The 21,298-nt window shown below is 63.5% G+C and carries 17 protein-coding genes; 7 read left to right on the plus strand and 10 right to left on the minus strand.

Annotation, left to right across the window (positions count from 1 at the left end; all coding sequences use genetic code 11):
- Positions 1-29: 29 nt before the first annotated feature.
- The 5 genes from ACPEE1_RS10305 to ACPEE1_RS10325 form a co-directional block, all read right to left on the minus strand.
- On the minus strand, positions 30-824 hold the full coding sequence (locus ACPEE1_RS10305) for an ABC transporter ATP-binding protein (protein WP_116924162.1): 795 nt from the start codon (positions 822-824) through the stop codon (positions 30-32).
- A gap of 13 nt (positions 825-837) precedes the next feature.
- Positions 838-1,722, minus strand: a complete 885-nt coding sequence (locus tag ACPEE1_RS10310) for an ABC transporter permease (protein WP_021025995.1) — start codon at positions 1,720-1,722, stop codon at positions 838-840.
- A gap of 116 nt (positions 1,723-1,838) precedes the next feature.
- Entirely contained in the window at positions 1,839-2,807 is a 969-nt protein-coding gene (locus tag ACPEE1_RS10315) for an ABC transporter substrate-binding protein (RefSeq protein WP_116924161.1), read from the minus strand.
- A 354-nt stretch (positions 2,808-3,161) separates the two neighbouring features.
- Positions 3,162-3,788 (minus strand): lipocalin family protein, encoded by a 627-nt coding sequence (locus ACPEE1_RS10320; protein ID WP_165841092.1) that lies wholly within the window; start codon positions 3,786-3,788, stop codon positions 3,162-3,164.
- 265 nt (positions 3,789-4,053) lie between these two features.
- Positions 4,054-5,760, minus strand: coding sequence for an electron transfer flavoprotein-ubiquinone oxidoreductase (locus tag ACPEE1_RS10325; RefSeq protein WP_116924158.1), 1,707 nt, complete (start codon positions 5,758-5,760; stop codon positions 4,054-4,056).
- 244 nt (positions 5,761-6,004) lie between these two features.
- On the opposite strand from ACPEE1_RS10325, the gene ACPEE1_RS10330 reads away from it, so the two are divergent.
- Entirely contained in the window at positions 6,005-6,427 is a 423-nt protein-coding gene (locus ACPEE1_RS10330) for an acyl-CoA thioesterase (RefSeq protein ID WP_116924157.1), read from the plus strand.
- A 205-nt stretch (positions 6,428-6,632) separates the two neighbouring features.
- Here the strand turns inward: ACPEE1_RS10330 and ACPEE1_RS10335 are convergent, their stop codons facing one another.
- Positions 6,633-9,074, minus strand: a complete 2,442-nt coding sequence (locus ACPEE1_RS10335) for a membrane-bound PQQ-dependent dehydrogenase, glucose/quinate/shikimate family (RefSeq protein ID WP_116924156.1) — start codon at positions 9,072-9,074, stop codon at positions 6,633-6,635.
- 272 nt (positions 9,075-9,346) lie between these two features.
- Positions 9,347-9,706, minus strand: coding sequence for a hypothetical protein (locus tag ACPEE1_RS10340; protein ID WP_423936279.1), 360 nt, complete (start codon positions 9,704-9,706; stop codon positions 9,347-9,349).
- A gap of 250 nt (positions 9,707-9,956) precedes the next feature.
- Between ACPEE1_RS10340 and ACPEE1_RS10345 the strand changes: the two genes are divergently transcribed.
- The gene (locus ACPEE1_RS10345) at positions 9,957-11,120 is read left to right on the plus strand and encodes a saccharopine dehydrogenase family protein (RefSeq protein WP_423936281.1); all 1,164 of its coding nucleotides are present in this window, start codon (positions 9,957-9,959) and stop codon (positions 11,118-11,120) included.
- A 508-nt stretch (positions 11,121-11,628) separates the two neighbouring features.
- The gene (locus tag ACPEE1_RS10350) at positions 11,629-12,666 is read left to right on the plus strand and encodes a TRAP transporter substrate-binding protein (RefSeq protein WP_116924153.1); all 1,038 of its coding nucleotides are present in this window, start codon (positions 11,629-11,631) and stop codon (positions 12,664-12,666) included.
- Between the two features lie 113 nt (positions 12,667-12,779).
- Here ACPEE1_RS10350 and ACPEE1_RS10355 read toward each other — a convergent pair whose 3' ends face one another.
- On the minus strand, positions 12,780-14,636 hold the full coding sequence (locus ACPEE1_RS10355; RefSeq protein WP_423936284.1) for an AMP-dependent synthetase/ligase: 1,857 nt from the start codon (positions 14,634-14,636) through the stop codon (positions 12,780-12,782).
- Between the two features lie 246 nt (positions 14,637-14,882).
- Entirely contained in the window at positions 14,883-15,440 is a 558-nt protein-coding gene (locus ACPEE1_RS10360; protein WP_423936286.1) for a DUF2007 domain-containing protein, read from the minus strand.
- Between the two features lie 317 nt (positions 15,441-15,757).
- On the opposite strand from ACPEE1_RS10360, the gene ACPEE1_RS10365 reads away from it, so the two are divergent.
- The 3 genes from ACPEE1_RS10365 (at position 15,758) to ACPEE1_RS10375 (ending at position 18,941) form a co-directional block, all read left to right on the plus strand.
- On the plus strand, positions 15,758-16,645 hold the full coding sequence (locus ACPEE1_RS10365; protein WP_232539369.1) for a 2-keto-4-pentenoate hydratase: 888 nt from the start codon (positions 15,758-15,760) through the stop codon (positions 16,643-16,645).
- A gap of 374 nt (positions 16,646-17,019) precedes the next feature.
- Positions 17,020-17,970, plus strand: coding sequence for an alpha/beta hydrolase (locus ACPEE1_RS10370; RefSeq protein ID WP_423936428.1), 951 nt, complete (start codon positions 17,020-17,022; stop codon positions 17,968-17,970).
- Between the two features lie 59 nt (positions 17,971-18,029).
- Positions 18,030-18,941, plus strand: a complete 912-nt coding sequence (locus tag ACPEE1_RS10375) for a YbgC/FadM family acyl-CoA thioesterase (RefSeq protein WP_182342118.1) — start codon at positions 18,030-18,032, stop codon at positions 18,939-18,941.
- Between the two features lie 313 nt (positions 18,942-19,254).
- On the opposite strand, the gene ACPEE1_RS10380 is transcribed toward ACPEE1_RS10375, so the two are convergent.
- Positions 19,255-20,175 carry a YgfZ/GcvT domain-containing protein gene (locus ACPEE1_RS10380; protein WP_116924149.1) on the minus strand — a complete coding sequence of 307 codons (921 nt, stop codon included), beginning with the start codon at positions 20,173-20,175 and terminating at the stop codon, positions 19,255-19,257.
- Positions 20,176-20,185: 10 nt separating this feature from the next.
- Here ACPEE1_RS10380 and mltG point away from each other — a divergent pair, with 10 nt between their 5' ends.
- Complete coding sequence (gene mltG / locus ACPEE1_RS10385; protein WP_165841091.1) at positions 20,186-21,211, plus strand: endolytic transglycosylase MltG; 1,026 nt, start codon at positions 20,186-20,188, stop codon at positions 21,209-21,211.
- Positions 21,212-21,298 lie beyond the last annotated feature (87 nt).

Below are 21,298 nucleotides of genomic sequence, written 5' to 3' on the forward strand. Positions count from 1 at the left end.
CGCTGTTGTGGCGGTGCAGGAGCGGCTGTTTAGCCCAGCAGCAGCGCATCATCGGCGAGTTTTTCGCCGCGCACCTTCTCGAACATCTGCAGCAGATCGGGCACGTCCATCTTGGCGCGTTCCTCGCCGCTGACATCGAGCACCACCTGGCCCTGGTGCAGCATCACGGTGCGGTCGCCCACATCGAGCGCCTGGCGCATGCTGTGGGTGACCATCATCGTGGTCAGTTGGCCTTCTTCGACGATGCGGGCGGTGAGTTTGAGCACAAAGTCGGCGGTGCGCGGATCGAGCGCCGCGGTGTGCTCGTCGAGCAGCAAAATGCGCGAAGGCTGGAGCGCTGCCATCAGCAGGCTTACGGCCTGGCGCTGGCCTCCCGAGAGCAGGCCGATGCGGTCGGTCAAACGGTTTTCCAGGCCCAGGCCCAGGGTGGCGAGCTTTTCGCGGTAGAGCGCACGGTTGGCTTGCTTGACGGCCTTGGACAGGCCGCGAAAGTTGCCGCGCTCATGCGCCAGGGCCATGTTCTCTTCGATCGACAGGTCTTCGCAGGTGCCGGCCATCGGGTCCTGGAACACGCGGGCCACTTTGTGCGCGCGGTCCCAGACGGGCTTGCGCGTCATGTCTTCGCCGTCAATGACGATGCTGCCCGAGTCGACCATCAGGTCGCCGGAGATGGCGTTCAAAAAGGTCGATTTGCCCGCGCCGTTGGAGCCGATGACGGTGACGAACTGGCCGGCGGGAATATCCAGCGCCATGCCGCGCAGCGCGCGGGTTTCGATCGGGGTGCCGGGGTTGAAGGTGATCTTGAGGTCTTTTGCGCTCAGCATGTCTCTCTCCTTGTCAGTGCTTTTTCGCAAAACGACGTTTGAGCTGGGGGATGACCAGCGCGATCGTGACCAGCAAGGCGGTGACCAGGTTCAGATCCTGGGCCTTGAGGCCGATGAAGTCGCTGTTGAGCGCCAGCGCAATGAAGAAGCGGTAGACGATGGCGCCGAGGACCACGGCCAAGGTGGCCCAAATCAGCTTGCGCGAAGGCAGGATGGACTCGCCCACGATCACTGCTGCCAGACCGATCACGATGGTGCCGATGCCCATCGAGCTGTCGGCGCCGCCCTGGGTCTGCGCAAACAGCGCGCCGGCCAGGCCGACCAGGCCGTTGGAGACCGCCATGCCCAGCAAGATCATGCCGCCGGTGTTGACGCCTTGCGCGCGGGCCATGCGGGCATTGGTGCCGGTGGCACGAATGGCCAGGCCCCGCTCAGTCAGGAAGAACCAGTCCATCGCCAGCTTGGCGAGCACCACAATCGCGCACATCAGCAGCGGACGGAACACATAGTCTTCAATGCCGGCCGGTTGCAGCTGGTTGAAGAGCGTGGGGTCGTTGATCAGCGGCACATTGGGGCCACCCATGATGCGCAGATTGATCGAGTACAGCGCGATCATCATCAGGATCGAGGCAAGCAGGTCCATGATCTTGAGCTTGACGTTGAGCCAGCCGGTGATCAGGCCAGCGACCGCACCAGCCAAGGTGGCACCGATGGTGGCCAGAAAGGGGCTGTAGCCGCCGGTGATCATCACCGCGCAGACGGCGGCGCCCAAGGGAAAGCTGCCATCGACCGTCAGGTCAGGAAAGCGCAGCAGGCGAAAGGAGATGAACACACCGAGCGCGACCAGCGCAAAGATCAGGCCGATCTCGATGGCTCCCAAAAATGAAAATAAGGTCATGGAGTTTTCTTATCAGAGCTAGTCCGGATAACAAACAAGCCCCGCTTCTGGCGGGGCTGCGTCTTGTCACCCCCTGCGCTGTGCGGGTTGCACAGCCACAGGTGAGGCGGCATCCATCACTGAATGACTTTGGCAGCCGACTTGACCAGCTCGTCGGACAGCTTGATGCCTTGCTTTTCGGCGGCACCGGGGTTCACATGCAGCTCCATCTTGCTCGAGACTTCGGTCTTGATGTCGCCGGGCTTTTCACCCTTGAGGATGCGGGCCACCATGCGGCCGGTCTGCTCGCCCAGATCGCGGTAGTTGATACCCAGGGCTGCCACGGCGCCACGGGCGACGGAATCGGTGTCCGAGGCGACCAGCGGCAGCTTGGAGTCCTGGCCGACCTTGACCAGCGCTTCATAGGACGACACCACGTTGTTGTCGGTGTTGGTGTAGATCACATCGGCCTTGCCCACCAGCGAGCGCGCTGCGCTGGAGACATCGACGGAGCGGGGCGCTGCGGCTTCGACCAAGGTCATGCCCATCTTGGGCAGCAGCTCCTTGAGTTCCTTGACCACCACGGCAGAGTTGGCCTCACCGGGGTTGTAGACCATGCCCACGCGCTTGGCGTTGGGCACCACTTTCTTGAGCAGTTCCATCTGCTTGTCCAGCGCCAGCAGGTCGGAGACACCGGTCACGTTGTTCTTCGATGGCTCCCAGCTGGGCACCAGCTTGGCGGCCACGGGGTCGGTCACCGCGGAGAACACCACGGGCACGGTCTTGGTGGCAGCCACCACAGCTTGTGCCGAAGGCGTTGCGATGGCCACGATGGCATCGGGCTTGTCACCGACAAACTTGCGGGCGATCTGCGCGGCGGTGCCAGGATTGCCCTGGGCGCTTTGGTACTGCCACTTGAGGTTCTTGCCTTCTTCAAAGCCCTCGGCCTTGAGTGCCGCCTTGACGCCGTCGCGCACTGCGTCCAGCGCAGGGTGCTCCACGATGGCCGTCACAGCTACAGATTTCTGGTCTGCTGCCTGTGCAGGCGCGATGGCCGCGATTGCCAGTGCCACTGCGCCCAAGGGGGCCCAAGCCAATTTCTTCATGCGTATATCTCCGCCAGGTTTGTTGAATAGCCTGCGGTAGTGCCCCAGAGCCACTACCGCTTCATCTGCCCCAGTAACAACAGGTGGCAAACAGGTAGCAGCAGTCTACACTCCAGCACCCATGGGATGACACATTTGTGATCTATGGGATTGCCCTAGTTGCAGCCCTGCCTGAGAAGCTGTGCTGGCTTGCGCAAGTGGCCACATGATCACAGTAATATTTCTCAAAATAGTCTTTTTGATCAATAAAAATGTGTTTGGCCGAGAAATATGCAGCGCTGTGGCAATAAAACTGTGCGTGGAATTTGGCCTGCCGCAAAGCCAGCATGCGGCGATTTCGCGCACTGCGGGTAATCACCGAGGCGCAGATTCCTGATCGGGGCCGGCCCACTGCAAGGCGGCCTTGAGCAGGTTCTGGCGCGTCGCCAGCTGCTCGAGCGACGTGCGCATCTCCGGCTCGAGCTCACTGCGGCGGCTCAAGATCGAAAAGGATTTGGGGCCGGGTCCGGCCACCATCGCCCATTGGTAGTAAGGGTCGAGCGCCACGACGTAGTAGCTGACACCAAAGGGCCCGAAGCGGCTGATGCTGAAATGCACGGGTATCGGCAACTGGTAGTGGCTGCTCAGCGCCGCGCCCTTGGCATCGACCGGCGCCATGTAATCCTGCCGGCGGTCCCAGCGGTTGGACAGGGGGTCGTACGAGGTCGCTATCACCCGCACGCCACCGTCGTAGCGCTGCAGAAACTCATAGCGCTCCCGGGTGCGCAGCGCGTCCTGCGGCTCCTCGACCTTGGCGACCTTGTACCACAGCCCCATGAAGCGCTCCAGATCGAGGTTGGCAGCCGATACCAGGGGGGCAGGGGCAGGGGCCACCGCCGCAGCATGCGATGGCGCGGCAGCCTTGGGTGCCGCAGCAGGAGGGGGGCGCTTGGCGCGTTTGCTGGATGCAGCGGGCGCCGCATCCGCCGCGGGGGCGGCCATGCTGCCACCGGCCCAGAGCACGCCGGCCAGCAGTGCGCTTACCAGCTGGAGCCAAGGATGGGTCCGAGCATTGCCCGCCGGCACCCGGCCCTGGCAGGGGCTGGGTTGAACTGAAAGGCGTGGGAAGCGTGACCAGACAAACATAGGACCATTGTCTGCACGCCCGTCAGGGCGCGCTTGTCGGCCAAGTTCGGCAATCGATCGCGGGCCGGCCCGTGTTTGCCCTGCCATGGAAACCCGCAAGAAGCAGTGCTAACGGCGGTGTTTACATGCCCGTGTAGTTGGGGCCGCCGCCGCCTTCGGGCGTGACCCAGACAATGTTCTGGGTCGGGTCCTTGATGTCGCAGGTCTTGCAGTGCACGCAGTTTTGCGCATTGATCTGCAGGCGCTGGGCGTTGCCGCCCTGGCTTTCATCTGCCACGAACTCATAGACCCCTGCCGGGCAGTAGCGCTGCTCGGGGCCGGCGTACTGGGCCAGGTTGATCTGCACCGGCACGCTGGCATCTTTCAAGGTCAGGTGGGCGGGCTGGTCCTCGGCGTGGTTGGTGCCGCTGATGAAGACGCTCGAGAGCCGGTCAAAGGTCAGCTTGCCATCGGGTTTGGGGTAGACGATGGGCTTGCATTCCGACGCGGGCTTGAGGTAGGCGTGGTCGGGCTTGTCGCGGTGCAGGGTCCAGGGCATGTTGCCACGCAGCACAAACTGCTCGAGGCCATTCATGATGGAGGCGGTGACCAGGCCCTTCTTGAACCAGCTCTTGAAGTTGCGGCTCTTGTTGAGCTCGTCGTACAGCCAGCTCTTTTCAAAAGCGGCAGGGTAGGCACTCAGCTCATCGCCCTGGCGGCCCGCGGCAATCGCCTCAAAGGCCGCTTCTGCGGCCAGCATGCCGGTCTTGATCGCGGCGTGGCTGCCCTTGATGCGGCTGACGTTCAGGAAACCGGCATCGCAGCCCACCAGCGCGCCACCGGGGAACACGGTCTTGGGCAGGCTCATCAGGCCGCCGGCGGTGATGGCGCGCGCGCCATAGCCAATGCGCTTGGCCGGCTTGATGCCCTTGGACTCGTCGCCTTCGAGGTAGTAGCGGATGTTGGGATGGGTCTTCCAGCGCTGCATCTCCTCGAACGGAGACAGGTAGGGGTTCGAATAATCCAGACCGGTAATGAAGCCCAAGGTGACCTTGTTGTCGTCCAGGTGGTAGAGGAAGGCGCCACCATAGGTGTCGTTGTTCATCGGCCAGCCGGCGGTGTGCATCACAAAGCCGGGCTGGTGGCGCTGGGGATCGATCTCCCACAATTCCTTGACGCCCAGGCCATAGGTCTGCGGGTCCTTGCCTTCGTCGAGCTTGAACTTGGCGATCAGTTGCTTGCCCAGGTTGCCGCGCGAGCCTTCGGCAAAGATGGTGTATTTGCCATGCAGCTCCATGCCCAGCTGGAACTCGCCGGTGGGCTCGCCGTTCTTGCCGACGCCCATGTTGCCGGTGGCCACGCCCTTGACCGAGCCGTCGTCGTTATAGACCACTTCAGCGGCGGCAAAGCCGGGGAAAATCTCGACGCCCAGGGCCTCGGCCTGCTCGGCCAGCCATTTGACGACAAAGCCCAGCTGGACGATGTAGTTGCCTTCGTTGTGAAAGCAAGGGGGCAGCAGCCAGTTGGGGGTGCGCAGACCGGATTTTTCGCTGAGGAAAATCATCGCGTCTTCGGTCACCGGCTGGGTCAAAGGCGCGCCCTTGGCTTTCCAGTCGGGGATCAGCTCGGTCAGCGCGCGCGGATCCATGATGGCGCCCGACAAGGTGTGCGCGCCAGGCTCCGAACCTTTTTCCAGCACGACGACGGAGACATCGCTGCCTTTTTCCGCTGCCAGCTGCTTCAAACGGATGGCTGTGGCCAGGCCGCCTGGGCCGCCGCCGACGATGACGACGTCGTACTCCATCGACTCGCGGGGACCATATTGGGCCAGTATTTCTTCGTTGGTCATCGGGGCTCCGTACAAATTCTTTTCAAGCGGGTGGCAGGCATGCGGCAGATCTGAGCCTGGGTTGCATGCAGTGCCATGGATTTTATGAGGATGTTGCAGTGCGGTAACCGCCCTGATCCTAGGGTTAGCCCTAGATTTGGGCGCTTCTCCGCTCTGATTTCTGAGACAGGGGCTTTGTGCCTGTGAAAGTCGGTGACAAGGCTGGGGCGTGGACGCCTGCCACCTCACCGTAAGATGACAGTCTATGAAAATCTTGCTGCCTGACCACAAACGCTGGGTTCATGACTCGGTGATGGACGTTCGCTGGGGGGATATGGACAGTCTGGGCCATGTCAACAACACCGTGTATTTTCGCTACATGGAAAGCGCGCGCGTGGAGTGGCTGCGCTCTTCGCGCGACACGCCCCATGGCGAGGGGCAGGGCCCGGTGGTCGTCAACTGCTTTTGCAACTACCTGCGGCAGATCGAGTACCCGGCCCAGCTCGTCGTCAAGATGTATGTCAGCGATGCGGCGCGCACCGCCTTTGAGACCTGGTACCACATCGAAAGGCAGGATGCGCCCGGCGAGGTCTACGCCAGCGGCGGCGCCACCGTGCTATGGGTGGATTTTGCGCGCCAGAAGGCGGTGGATCTGCCGGGCTGGATGCGCGGCATGGTGGAAGGCTGATAACACCGGATTTTGCTGCGTTTCGCTGGTTTGCTATGCAATATATAGCAAATCAAGACCTGTGGCAGTTTTGAGGTTGGCCGGTACCTGGCGTCATGCGATGCATCGCGCGCAGACATGAAAAAGCCCGGTGAAAGCCTTCCCTGGCGGGAAGTCTTGCACCGGGATGAACACCTCAGGGCGAATCCGCGCGGGTCAGCCCCGATCAGTGGCGCGGCAGCGCGTAGGCGATCACATAGTCGCCCCGGTCGGGCGAGTTGCGTGCGCCACCGGCCGAGACCAGCACAAACTGCTGGCCCGTCACCGGCGACTGGTAGCTGATGGGCGTGCCCTGGCTGCCCACGGGCAGGCGGGCTTTCCACACTTCCTGGCCGGTGCCGGTTTCATACGCGCGCAGGTAGTAATCCTGCGTGGCAGCGATAAAGACCAGGCCGCCTTGCGTGGCCATGGTGCCTCCGATGGTGGGCATGCCAATGGGGATGGGCAGGCCCATCTTGATGCCAAAGGGCCCCGTGTCCTTGACGGTGCCCACCGGCACTTGCCAGGCGATCTGCTGGGTCTTGAGGTCCACGGCGGTCAGCGTGCCAAAAGGCGGCTTCTGGCAAGGGATCTCCAGCGGCGACATGAAGCGCACCTTGGCGTTGATTGCGTAGGGCGTGCCATCGAGCGGCACCGGCTTGGTGATCGCAGCGGCCTCGTTGCCGTCGGACTTGGCGCCGGCGTCGGCCGGGTCGGCCTTGATCAGCTGCACTTCCAGGCCCACGCGCATGTCATTGATGAACAGGTAGTTGTTGGTCGGGTCGACCGAGATGCCCCCCCAGTTCATGCCGCCCAGCGAGCCGGGCAGGTTCAGCGAGGCATCGGTGCCCGGTGGCGTGAACAGGCCGGTGTAGCGCTTGGACTTGAACTTCAGGCGGCATAGCAGCTGGTCAAACGGGGTCGCACCCCACATGTCGGATTCGCGCATGTCATCGGCACCGATATTGGGCATGCCCACCGAGAAGGGCTGCGTGGGCGAGTAGGTCTCGCCGTCGATCTTGCCAGCGGGCACGCGGCGCTCTTCAACGGCGGTCAGCGGCTGGCCGGTCGCGCGGTCCAGCACAAAGATCTGGCCGGCCTTGGTGCCGAACACCAGCGCGGGCGTGGTCTTGCCGCCAGCACCGGGGAAGTCCACAAACGAGGGCTGCATCGGCACATCGAAGTCCCAGAGGTCATCGTGCACGGTCTGGTAGACCCATTTTTCCTTGCCGGTGCTGGCATCGACGGCCAGCATCGATGCGCCGTACTTGCGGTCCAGCGCGGTGTGCTTCACACCCCAGAGGTCGACTGCTGCGCTGCCCACGGGCATGAACACGGTGTTGGACTGCGGGTCGTAGGACATCGGTGCCCAGACATTGGGGGTCGAGCGCACATAGGTCTTGCCGTCGGCAGGGGCGGCCTGGTCCTCGGGGTTGCCCGGGTCAAAGGCCCAGCGCAGCGCGCCCGTCACCACGTCAAAGCCACGCACCACGCCACCAGGCATGTCGGTGCTGACGTTGTCGGCCACGCGGCCACCAATCACGATGGTGGTGCCCGCCAGGGTCGGGGCGGAGGTGGGGTAGTACTCGCCCTTGTCGGCGCCCTTGCCCATGCCGTTGCGCAGGTCCACGCGGCCATGGGTGCCAAAGTCTTCGCAGAAGGCGCCGGTGTCGGCGTCAAGCGCGATCAGCTCGGGCGCGACGCTGTTCATCAGAATGCGGCGCTGGCAAGCGGCGCCGGGCGCCACACTCACGGCCTGCACTGGCGTTGCGCCGGCCATGCTGGGCTGGCCGAGCGGCTGGGCCGCATCAAAATAGGCCAGGCCACGGCAGCGCATCCACTTTTTCTGCTTGGCATTGATCTCGGTCTTCCATAGCTCTTTGCCGGTGGTGGCGTCCAGCGCAATCACATTGTTGTGCGGGGTGCAGACAAAGACCTGGTTGCCAATCTGCAGCGGGGTCAGCTGGTCTTCAGCGCCGCCGCCGCCAGGGCTCACCGGCACATCGCCGGTCTGGTAGCGCCAGGCCTCTTGCAGATCCTTGACATTGCTGCGCGTGATCTGGTCCAGCGCCGCAAAGCGGGTGCCCCCTGGCGTGCTGCCATAGTGCGCCCAGTCGGCAGCTGCCTGGCCCTTGGCCACCGGTTGGAGCACGGTCGCATCCGATTTGGCCGACACCGAGGCGTGGGGCAGGAACATGCCGCCCACGGTAGCGAGGCAGGTCAGCAGCAGCAGGCCTGCGACCACGGTGGAGCCAGACTTGCCGGGCGCCTGGCCGCGCGCGCGGCGCAGCAACGGGAAGGACAGTGCCACCAGAATGCCGATACCGGCGAGCAGCAGCAGGCGCGAGACCAGGGGCCAGAAATCCAGGCCCACATCGGCCAGCGCCCAGACGGCGGTGGCCAGCAAGGTCAGCGCATAGAGCCAGGCGCCGCCGGGGCGCGCAGCGGCAATCAGCAGGCCCGAGAGGATCAGTGCAATACCGCTGATCAAAAAGTACCAACTACCCTGCAGTGCCACCAACTGGTAGCCATAGATAGCAAAGAACAGGCCTGAGGCCAGCAGGCAAAGGCCCAGGAAAAGCAGCCAGGCCTTGGAAGCCAGGCTGGGTCGCTTGTTATGTTTATCCATTGTCACTATTAGGTTATGCGAATCGCCGCATCGCCGTGGGTAGGCGGATGGCGGGCCTGGGCCGCAAAGCCTGGCAGGCCCATCGCATGGGCTGGAGAGAGGCGCGGCTTGATCTATGTCATGTCCGCGACAGCGCATTATCGGCGCGGAGCAAAGCCGGGGAGGGCGGTAGGTGCAATTTTTGCCGGCGAGCTAAGTCCCAGCACTTGCAAGCAAACACCAGTGCATCGTGGTGTGACCCAGCGACCGGTATCCGGTCGGCCCGATTAGGCTCAAGAAGCGTCGGCCTTGGGCGGCGGCGCCTGCCAGCGCGCGATAAACCAGAAATAAAAGCCCGCTGCTGCAAAGATGGCCGCCATCACGCCCAGCAGCAGCTGCATTTCGGGGTTGTGGGCATAGGGCCCCCAGATGACCCGGCCCAGCAGCACAGCCACGACCACGGCCGAAATCACTGCGCAACGCCGGTTGCGTGCCAGCACCCGTTTCTCGGCCTGCGCAATGAACAGCTCGGCGTGCTCGCCGCTAAAGCCCGCCGCGTCGAGTTTGGCCAACAAATCTTCGCGCGACTTGCCTTTGAGGATGTCGCGTGCCAGCAGAAAACGAAGAAATTTGTTGGATGCGGAATCGGCCATGGTGTGAGGAGAAAACAGCAGGAAGGAGCGTAGAGCGCGCGCAGGCGCAGGCCGCCCATTGTGCCTGCCTTGGCGAAGCCCTGGATAAAGCGGGCTTGAACCTAGGGTAAACCATGTATTTCGTCAATAGATATGTAATTTATGACTAAATGACTAGTTAAAAGGAATAATATGACGCTTTAATATATTCATTTTGACAATGCTTGGTTGTAACATTTGTCCATCATCCACCCTGATCAGAGAGCCTGACATGAGCGACAAATCCAGCAAAAAGACCGCCCAAACCTCCCCCGCCAGTGCCAACAAGGCCGCTGCTGCCGACAAGAAAGTCACGATTTTGGGCGCCGGCAAAATCGGCTTTGCGATGGCCGTGCTGCTGCAGGCAGCTGGCGGCTACCAGCTGCGCATTGCCGACCAGTCCAAGGCGCAGCTCAAGGCCGCTGCGGCGCTGGGCCTGGAGACCGTGCATATCGGCAAGGGTGGTGACCTGTTGCCTGCGGTGCAGGGTCAGTTTGCCGTGCTCAATGCGCTGCCTTTCCACATGGCCACCGAGGTGGCCGGCATCGCTGCCGCCCATGGCGTGCATTACTTCGATTTGACCGAGGATGTGCAGTCCACCCACGCAATCCGCAAAATCGCCGCCAAGGCCGGCAGCGTGCTGATGCCCCAGTGCGGCCTGGCTCCCGGCTTTATCGGCATTGTCGGCAACGACGTGGCCAAGCATTTCGACACCTTGCACGACCTCAAGATGCGCGTGGGTGCGCTGCCGCGCTACCCGCAGGGCAGCCTGCGCTACAACCTGACCTGGAGCACCGAAGGCCTGATCAACGAGTACATCAACCCCTGCGAAGCGCTGGTGGATGGCCAGCCGCTGACGGTGCATGCGCTCGAAGGTCTGGAGACCTTTGCGCTGGACGGCATCGAGTACGAGGCCTTCAACACCAGCGGCGGTCTGGGCACCTTGACAGAGACCTGGGCGGGCAAGGCGCGCAATGTGGACTACAAGTCCATCCGCTACCCCGGCCACTGCGCCATCTTGAAGATCTTGCTCAACGAGCTCAAGCTGCGTGACAAGCGCGAGCTGCTCAACGAGATCTTCGACAACGCCATTGCCGCCACGCGCCAGGATGTGATCGTGGTCTTTGCCAGCGCCACCGGCTACAAGGGTGAGCGCCTGATGCAGGAGTCCTACTCGGCCCGAATCGTGGGCACCACCGTCGCTGGCCATGCACTCACTGCCATCCAGCTGACCACCGCTGCTGGCATCTGCTGCGCGCTGGACCTGGTGGCCAGCGGTGTGCTGCCGCAAAAGGGCTTTATCGCGCAAGAGTCGATCGAGCTGGCGGACTTCATGGCCAACCGCTTTGGCCAGTACTACCGCGTGCAGGATCTGAATGCATCGCTGGCAGCCTGAGCACTGAGGGCAGGGCCGCGCCCCTCGCAGCTCGCCCGGCGAGCGGCTGCCAACTCCTGCGCAAAGGCCTGGCGACAGGCCCGGCGACCGGGCGCTCTCCGGTGTGGGGTGCATACATCTATCCGCTAAAAAATGGCTGCTTTCGTCGCTGCAAGGGGACGAAAGCAGCTATTATTTTTGTAGTTTCAGAAAGTATGTGCTGTGACTAAATGCTAGTCATCGCCCACTTCTGTACTGCGCGATAGATGACTTGTATCAAGCAATGTCTCTGCGGTGATCGATAGCGATTGCTTTGTTGCGCAAGCCAAGATAGATTGCGTCGGCTCCTCACACAAGTTGTGACGTTAGTGACCAAATAAATCGAATGGCACGGTTGCTGAAAGCGCCGCATGGTTTGTCATGCGGCTGCGTGCAGCGTTTTGCTCTTTGTGGGGCTTTTCAGTACACATGCGGCCTGCAGTACCCTGGGGAATGGGAATGCCTGGCTCAGATACCAAGGAATCGTCATATGGCAGATCACAACTCCAACGAAACGCTTGCCAGTCCGTCCCGGCGCAAAGTGCTGGCCCGCATGGGCCTGGCGGCAGGCTCGGGAATGGTCTTGTCGCTGCCGCATATCGCCAGCGCGGCAGCGACGCCGCTCAAGTGCGCCGGCGCCTATACCGACACGCTGTTCCACACCCGCAATCTGACGCAGTTTGCGCGTGAAGCCAATGGCCTGAGCCAGGGTGGTCTGCAGATCGAGGTGGTCTCCAATGCCAAGCTGATGCCGATGAACCAGGTCATGCCTGCGCTCAGCAAGGGTGATCTGGCGATCGGCGAGATCTTCATGTCGAACTTCAGCGACCAGTACCCCGCCTTTGCCATCGACTCGCTGCCCTTTATCGTGCGCAGCTTTGACGATGCCAAGCGCCTGTGGGCGGCCACGCGCGAGCCGATCGAGGCGCTGCTGAAAAAGCAAGGCATTCGCCTGCTCTACACCGCACCTTGGCCGGGTCAGGGCCTGTTCTCGCGCACGGCGGTGAACAAGCTCGACGACGTCAAGGGCCAGAAATTCCGCGTCAACAACGTCGCCTCCAAGTACATTGCCGAGGTCGCCGGTGCGACCCCGGTCGACACCCCGGCCAATGACCTGGCCAAGGCTATCCAGGCGGGCAAGGTTGATGTGATGCTGACATCGAGCACCACCGGCGTGGACAGCCAGTCCTGGAACGCGATGGGCATCTTCATCGACATGCGCGCCTGGATTCCGAAGAACCTGATCCTGATGAGCGAGAAGAGCTGGTCGGGCCTGACCGACGGCGCCAAGACGGCGCTGGACACTGCCGCCAAGCAGGCCGAGGCGCGCGGCTGGCAGTTGGCCAAGGATGCCGACGATGCCGCGCAGAAGGTGCTGGTCGAGCATGGCACCAAGATCAGCCAGCCGTCCTACGAGCTGCGCCGTGCGCTGGACTTGATGGGCGAGAAGTTCGCCCGCGAGTGGTCGTCCAAGGCCGGTGTCGATGGTGCTGCCGCCTTGCTGAACTACTACTTCCCCAAGAAGTAAACCCTTGGCATGTGCCTGCGGGCCTGCATGCCTGCCCCGGTGCACCAGAGATCAAAAAACCGCCGATGCGCCTGTCAAGGGCAGCGGCGGTTTTTGCATGCTGGCGCTGCGATTTACTTGGCGTAGATATGCGCAATCTCGGTGGCGAACTTCTGCATGAGCTGCGGGCGGCGCAGCTTGAGCGTAGGCGTCATCAAGCCGTTGTCGATGGTCCAGGGTTCGGTGACCAGGTAGATGGCGCGCGGCACCGCATACTTGGCAAGGCCCTGGCACTGCGCGGCGATGCGCTCCAGCGCGATCTTGCGCACGGCGCTGGCCTGCAGGCTGACGCTGTTGTCCGGGTCCAGACCCAGGCTGGTGGCCAGCTGCTTCCATTCTTCGCGGTTGACGACGGTGACGCAGGCGATAAAGGGCTGGTGCTCACCGACGACAAAGCTTTGCTCGAACAGCGGATCGGCGCAGAGCGCCTGCTCGATATCCGAGGGCGGCACCTTCTCGCCGGTGGCGGTGACGATGATCTCCTTGATGCGGCCCACGATGCGCACTTCGCCACCTACCAGCTCGGCCTGGTCGCCGGTGCGCAGCCAGCCGTCGTCAGTAAAGGCCTGGCGCGTGTCTTCCGGGCGGCCCCAGTAACCCATCATGATATTGGGGCCGCGTGCCTGCAGTTCCTTGTTCTCGCCAATGCGCACTTCCATGCCATCGAGGGGCTTGCCCACCGTGGATGGGTCGTTGTGCTGCAGCGAGTTGGCGGTCAGCACCGGCGAAGTCTCGGTCATGCCAAAGCCCTGCAGCACATTCAGGCCCAGGCCCAGAAAGCTGTGCGACACCACCGAGGGAATGGCCGCGCCGCCGGTCACGGCAATGCGCAGCCGGCCGCCAAACAAATCCAAAATGGGCTGGGCCACTTTTTTCTGCAGCAGCGACCAGGGCAGCCAGCGCGCCCAGCCGCCTTGCGGTGCATCGGTATTGGCCAGGCCATGGGCCTGGCAGTGGCGCGCCCAGCCTTTGGAGACGGCTGCGGCAAAGAGCGCGCGCTTGAGGGCCGACCTGGTGAGCTTTTCCTGGATCTTGGCGTAGATGCGCTCGTAGATGCGGGGCACGGACACCAGGATGGTGGGGCGGATGCTGAGCATGTCCTCGGCCAGCAGCGCGACCGAGCGGGCATAGACCACCGTGCTGGCGACTGCCATCGGCAGGTAGTAGCCGCAGCTGCGCTCAAAGGTGTGCGATACCGGCAGAAAGGACAGAAAGACATCGTCCTGCGTTGGCACGACACGGCCGAGCACCGCCTTGACGTCGCTCAGCACATTGTGGTGGCTCAGCATCACGCCCTTGGGCTTGCCGGTGGTGCCGCTGGTGTAGACGATGGCGGCCATATCCTGCGCTTCTGGCGCCTGGTGGGTCTGTGATGGGGTGCTGTTGCCATCGGCCTCGGCCAGCCAGTCCTGCAGACGGACCAGGCGCGGCAGACCTTCGCTGCTGGCCAATACCGGGATCGCTGCTTGCTGCGGGTCATCGATCACCACGCAGCGCAGCGCGGGCAGCGGCGTGCCAGTCGCCACGATCTGCTCCCAGGTCTCCAGGCGGTTGATGAGCAGCAGCGAGGCGGCCGCATCGGCCAGGATAAAGGCGATATTGCCGGGGTTGTCATTGGCATGCAGCGGCACGGTGGCGCAGGCCTGGGCCATGCCGGCCTGGTCGATACAGATGGCGTGCACGCTGTGCGTCAGCAAGGTGGCAATGCGTGCGCCTCGCGCCAGCTGCAGGCCTTGCAGCGCCTGGCCCCAGCGTGCGACCTGGGCCTGCATATCGGCCCAGCTGAACGATTGCCAGGCATCCGTTGCGCTATCAAACCAGCGGTAGGCTTCGCGCTCAGGGCTGTGGTTGCAGCGGTAGGCAAACAGCGCGGGCAGGGTGGTCAGGGCGCTAAGCTCAGGGGCCAGCGGCGCTGGAAGTTGGGCGTTCATATCTCTGTCGTTCTCCTCGGGTGTCATCATCGCATTGGCGCGCCGTGGTTTGGGCCATGTGCGGGCCGGATGGCCTGCGGGCTTGCTGCGATTTGCAACGAGGCGATTGTCTGCAGCGCGCGGCGGCAGACGCCGAAATTTGGAAGCGTATGCGATTTTTATACCTCAGGGGTATCAATATTTGATACTTCTATCGCGTGCAGAGCTTGGAATGCGCTCGTACAGGCACGGTGCAGCGGTCGCCGTTCAGCGGCTGCTGGATGGCGCTGCCCGCTGGCCTCCGCTGCTGGCAGATGCGGCATCCGGCGCCTGCTGTGACTGGTCTGCAGCGCCGGTACTGCCCGCAGAATCGGCCTGGGGCACGCCACCGAGCAGGTAGTGCAGGCACAGGGCCAGCAGTGCTGCGCCAGCGGCCCACCAGCAGGGGTACCAGCGCGCGGCGTCGCTGTAGCCGTCGGGGTTGCTATCCCGGCGGGCGTTGGCGCCTTCGCGTGGATCGCAGGCCAGGTCAAAGCGCGGGTCATGGGCGGGCCCAGGCTGCGGCTGCTCGGGCAGGCTGGGGTCGGCCCGGGCCAGCTCGGCATCGTCGATCAGTGGCGCGCGCTCCCATTGCTCCAGCGCGCGGCGTGCGGCGGCCCAGTCGGCATCGTCCACCAGCAGACGCACCAGGCTGCCGGCGGGCAGCTCGCCGATCGCGCCTTGCAAATGCTCGCCACTGACAAAGCTGGTGATGCCGTGCTGGCGCAGCACGTCTTGCAGAACATGGGCTTGTACGGCACTGGCCGGTTCATAAACAGTGCGCATCTTGGGTCTCCTGTTGCGGCTAGGGATCCTCTGCAAAATCCTCGCCCAATGGGATGGACGCGGATCGCCCGAGTCCGCGTCTACACCACGGCAGGGAGTTTTGCAGAGGGTCTCTTGGTCATGCAAATACTATAGCGTCTGTTGCTTTGTGGCTATGGCGGCATGACCTGCATCAAGCAAAAGTAGGCCGATCGGCAACCGGCCTGGTGGGCTGCGCGCTTTCCCTAGTCAGGGTGGGCAAAGCGGGTGGTATGTTGGTGCCTGGGGCGGTTTTTTTGGCCGCATTCAGAACCCGTTTTTGGAACAGGAGACTTTGGATGATGCACCCTGCTTGGCGTTTTCGTCTCTCCCCCCTCTGGCTGGCCGCTGGCCTGGCTGCTGGCAGTGGCATGGCCCAGGCCGCTTGCCTCGATGACGCCCAGGTCGCGCAGTGGCTGCAGGCCTATGAGGCCAAGCAGCCCGTGCCTTCGGCCGCCGCGATGACCGAGGCCGATGGCAAATGCAGCCGCAACAAGCTCAACGCCGCCTGGCTGGCCCAGGGCAAAAAGCCCATTGGCTACAAGGCGGGGCTGACCAGCGCGGCGATGCAAAAGCGCTTTCAAACCGACAAGCCGGTATGGGGTGTGCTCTACGAGGGCGCGCTGCTGCCCAACCGCAGCACCGTGCCTGCCGCCTTTGGCGCGCGCCCGATGTTTGAGGCGGATATGCTGGTGCGCGTCTCCAGCAGTGCCATCAACCGCGCGACTACGCCGCTGCAGGTGCTCAACAACATCGACCGCATCGTTCCCTTTATCGAGTTGCCCGACCTGGTCGTGGAGAACCCCGCACAGCTCGATGGCGCGGCCGTCGAGGCGATGAATGTAGGCGCGCGCATGGGCGTGATGGGCAACGCCATGCCCGTGCCACAGTTTCGCGCCGAGCGCTATGCGCTGTTGAATGCACTGCAGAGCATGCAGGTCGATATCACCGACCAGAGCGGCGCGCGGCTGGGTGGCGGGCGCGGCGGCGACCTGATGGGCCAGCCGCTCAATGCCGTGGTCTGGCTCGCGCAAGCCCTGCAGGCCGAAGGCCAGCGCCTCAAGGTGGGCGACTGGATCAGCCTGGGTTCGTACTCGGCCTTGATGCCGCCCCAACCCGGGCAGCAGATCCGCGTGGATTACAAGGGCCTGGTCGGGGCGCAGCCGGTAGAGTTGCGCTTTGAGTAACCAAGCTCGGCATCAGGCCTATGCGAAGGAAGGCTCTGCCAAGTTGGCAGGGCCTTTTTTCCTCGGGATGCTCTGCAAAACCCTCGCCAAGCGGGATGGACGCGGATCGGGATGAGCAGCAACGCGTCTTTTGCAGTCAATAGCGAGCTATTGACAAGGAGGACAACGTAGCGGATCGCCCGAGCCCGCGTTCAGACCACGGCAGGGAGTTTTGCAGAGGGTCCCTAGGTGACCGACATGCCCCGTTGTGAATGGGCAATGGCTGATAATCAGCCGGCCCTGTCCCCCAATTGCGCCCATGCCGGCTGGCTGGGCAACGATGTATGTCTGACGCCTCACCCCGCTCCAAAGCCCATCTCCCCGCCGAATTGTCCATGCCTGCCGATGTGATCGCCGAGCTGACTCCCACGATGCGCAGCGTGGTTGAGCGCATGGCCCGCGCCCAGCACACCCCCATGTGGGAGATGACGGTGCAAGAGGCGCGCCAGGCCTACGGCATTGGCGCCGGGGTGCTGGAGATTGCCAAGCCCGCACTCGCACGCGTTGAGGACTTGCACATTCCGGCGCGCGATGGTTTTCAGATCCCGGCGCGGCTCTACGCCGCCAGCTGTGACCCGCTGCAGCCGGTGTTACTCTTTACCCATGGCGGGGGCTTTACGATCGGCAGCGTGGACACGCATGACACGCTGTGCCGCGAGCTGGCCCACCTGGCTGGCTGCATGGTCGTCTCGGTGGACTACCGCCTGGCGCCCGAGCACCGCTTTCCGACTGCCAGCAATGATGCCTGGGATGCCTTGCAGTGGCTGGCGGCCGAAGGCATGGCGCTGGGGGCCGATACCGGCCGCCTGGCCGTGGGCGGCGACAGCGCAGGCGGCACCTTGGCGGCAGTCAATGCGATTCTCGCGCGCGATGCCGGTATCGACCTGGCCTTGCAGCTGCTGATCTACCCCGGTTGCGCGGCGCACCAGGATACGCCCTCGCATGCGCGCTACAGCCAGGGGCCCATTCTGACCAAGCCGATGATCAGCTGGATGTTCAGCAACTACCTGCGCACGCTGACCGACCGCGACGACTGGCGCTTTGCGCCCTTGCTGGCGCCGGATCTGCGCGGCCTCGCGCCTGCCAGCATCCATCTGGCTCAATGCGATTCACTGGTCGATGAGGGCGTGATGTATGCCGAGCGCCTGCGTGCTGCCGGTGTCGACGTGGACCTGCACACCTATGCCGGCGTGGCGCATGAATTTGTCAAGATGGGCCGCGCGCTCAAGGAAGCGCGGGCCTGCCATGCGCAGATGGCCCAGGCGCTGCGTGCGGCCTTTGACTGAGCGCGGCCCTGCTGCCGAACCGCCTCTAGATTGACCATATTGTGAGTACAGAAAAGACCATGAGCACCTCTTCCCAGACCCTGTTTGACACCCCCGCCCGCAGCCTGGCCGATTTCCGCTGCCGCAGCCGCCAGCGCGTGCGCTGGTCCGAGGTCGATCTGCAGAAAGTGGTCTTCAACGCCCATTACCTGAGCTATGTGGATATTGCCATGTCCGAATACTGGCGCCAGCTGGCCGTGCCTTACGAGGAGGGCATGCAGCGCCTGGGCGGCGAGCTGTTCCTGCGCGCCTCGCAGCTGGAGTTCCATGCCTCGGCACGCCTGGACGATGTGATCGACATCGGCCTGCGCGTGGCCAAGCTGGGCAATACCTCGGTGCAGTACGAGGCGGCGATCTACTGCGCTGGCACTTTGCTGGCCACGGCCACCATGGTCTATGTGTTTGCCGACAGCGCCCAGCAGCCCCAGCCGCTGCCCGAGGCCTACCGCCGCATGGTGCAGCGCTTTGAAGCGGGCGAAGAGATGGTGGAACTGAAGACCGGCAGCTGGAATGTACTGGGCCAGGAGGCGATGCGCCTGCGCATGCAGGTCTTTGTGCGCGAGCAGGGCATTCCTGCCGAGATCGAGGCCGATGCCTTTGATGTGAGTGCGCTGCATGCGGTCGCGCTCAACGGCCTGGGCATGTGCGTGGCCACCGGCCGCATGCTGCCCAGCGCGCAGGAAGAAAACCGGGCCGATGCGATGCGCATTGGCCGCATGGCCGTCGCCAAGCCGCTGCGCGGTGGCAGTCTGGGCCGCCAGGTGCTCGATGCCTTGGTCGATGCCGCTGCGCGCCAGGGCAAGCGGCAGGTGGAGCTGCATGCGCAGCGCACAGCGGAGAACTTCTACCGCCGCGCTGGCTTCAGCGTTGTGGGCGAGCCCTATGAGGAAGCAGGCATTGCCCATATCTCGATGCAAAAAACGCTGCGCTGATCAATGGCGGGCCGCTTGTCTTGCCAATGGGGCTATGCAGCGGTTTGATAACTTGACCAATAAAAAGCCGGGTCTGGTTTCCCAGACCCGGCAAGTGTGATGGTCAAGATGCGCTTGAGTAGTTGTTCCGTCATGCTTGCAGGGGCTGCTTGAACGGCTCCTGCTTGCAAAGTCCCGCAATTTTAGCAAATTGCAGCGCAAATGCCATAAAAATTCTGTAACGGCTGCCGGGGGGCCTTTTTTGACTGAGAAATTGTCGTATTTGTGATGAAGCAGACAGTTACCACTGTCGTGGGACATCACAAATAGGCGATCAGATGTCTTCCTTGAGCGTATAGGGCAGGCTCAGTAGCTGCAAGGCCGCGCCGGTGCTGCTGCCCAGGTGCAACGGCTCGCTGGCGGCCGTAATCTGCATCGATACCAGGGCCTCAAAGCCCGATGCGCTGGCAGCGGCCTGCACCACGGTGCCCACCGGCTGGCTGTCGTCGCTGGCGGCAAAGACCTCCTGGCCCGGCTGGGGCTGCGCGGCCGAGGCGAGCCGGTACATGCGGCGCTTGAGCGTGCCGCGGAACTGGCTGCGTGCGACGACCTCCTGGCCGGGGTAGCAGCCTTTTTTGAAGCTCACGCCATCGACCGATTCAAAGTTCAGCATCTGGGGCACAAAGGCATCGACCACCGGCGTGGTGATCAGCGGCACGCCCGCCTGCACCATCGACAGCTGCCAAGCCTGCGGCGCAATGGCCGGGCTGCCTGAGATTTGCGTGGGCAGGGCGCTGGCGGCGGGGGCGGCGAGCAGTGCGCGGCTCTCGCCTTCGGCGGCATAGAGGCGCACCATCGACGCATCGCCCAGCGCCAGCACCTGCCAGGGCGCCAGGCTGCGGGCCTCGGCGGGCACAGCATCACCGGCCAGGCCCAGCAGTTGCACGGCCTCGGTCGCGTCGCTCAGCTTGCACTTGGCGCGCAGCACAAACATCGACAGACGCTTGAGCGTGGCGGGCAGCACATCGCGGCTGGTGATGAGCCAGAACTCGTCTGCGCTGCGTTTGATCACGATAAAGCTGGCCTGCATGCGGCCCTTGGCCGACAGAAAAGCCGCCAGCCGTGCCTGGCCCACGGGCAGCAACTGCACATCATGGCTGAGCTGGCCCTGCAAGAAGCTGGCGGCATCGGCGCCCTCGGCGCGGATCACGCCCAAATGCTGGAGCGAAAGGTGTCCCTGTAATGCTTGAGTCATGGGGTGAATTATGATGCTCGCTCCATTGCACGGAGGCGGTAGGGTTGTGAAGCGTTTATTCAAGTTGATTGTTGTGCTGGCACTGGCCGCTGCCGGTGCGGGCTATGTCTGGCTGAACCAGCCACTGGTCCTGGGCAAAGGCGGCGCCACCGTGGAGCTGGAGATTGAGCCGGGCACCTCGCCGCGTGCCGTCGCCCAGGCGGTGCGGGCCGTGGGAATCGAGGTGAACCCCGATCTGCTGTACTGGTGGTTCCGCCTCTCGGGCCAGGACCGCAAGATCCGCGCGGGCAACTACGAGATACCCGCCGGCACGTCGCCGCGCAGCCTGCTGGCGCGCCTGGTGCGCGGTGAAGACAGCCAGCGCGTGCTGACCATTGTCGAAGGCTGGAACCTGCGCCAGATGCGTGCGGCCATGGCCAGGGAAGAGCACCTGCGCCACGACACGGCAGCGATGACGCCCGAAGAGATCATGGCAGCGCTGGGCCGGCCCGATATGCCGGCCGAAGGCCGGTTTTTCCCCGACACCTATGCATTTTCCAAGGGCAGCAGCGACCTGGCCTTGATGCGCCGCGCGATGCTGGCGATGGACAAGCGGCTCGAAGCGGTCTGGTCGCTCAACCCCTCGGACAGCCCGCTCAAGAGCCCGCAGGATTTGCTGACGCTGGCCAGCATTGTTGAGAAGGAAACCGGTAAGGCAGAGGACCGGGCGATGGTGGCGGGGGTTTTCATCAACCGCCTGCGCATCGGCATGCTGCTGCAGACGGACCCGACCGTCATCTACGGCCTGGGTGAAAAATTCGATGGCAATCTGCGCAAGCGCGACCTGCAGACCGATACGCCCTGGAACACCTATACCCGCGCTGGCTTGCCACCCACACCGATCGCCATGCCCGGCAAGGCCTCGCTGATGGCCGCCATCCAGCCTGAGAACACCAAGGCGCTGTACTTTGTCGCCAAGGGCGATGGCAGCAGCCATTTCAGCCAGAGCCTGGACGAGCACAACCGTGCGGTAAACACCTATATCCGCGGCAAGTAGTCGCGGGCACTGGCGAAAGCCGGACTGTTGAGCAAAGCCAGCCATAGCGCTGGCTTTTTCGTTTCAGCGCGGGCAGGGGGGCCGGCG

The organism is Comamonas sp. 23, from assembly GCF_049601575.1.
Taxonomy (GTDB): domain Bacteria; phylum Pseudomonadota; class Gammaproteobacteria; order Burkholderiales; family Burkholderiaceae_C; genus Comamonas; species Comamonas squillarum.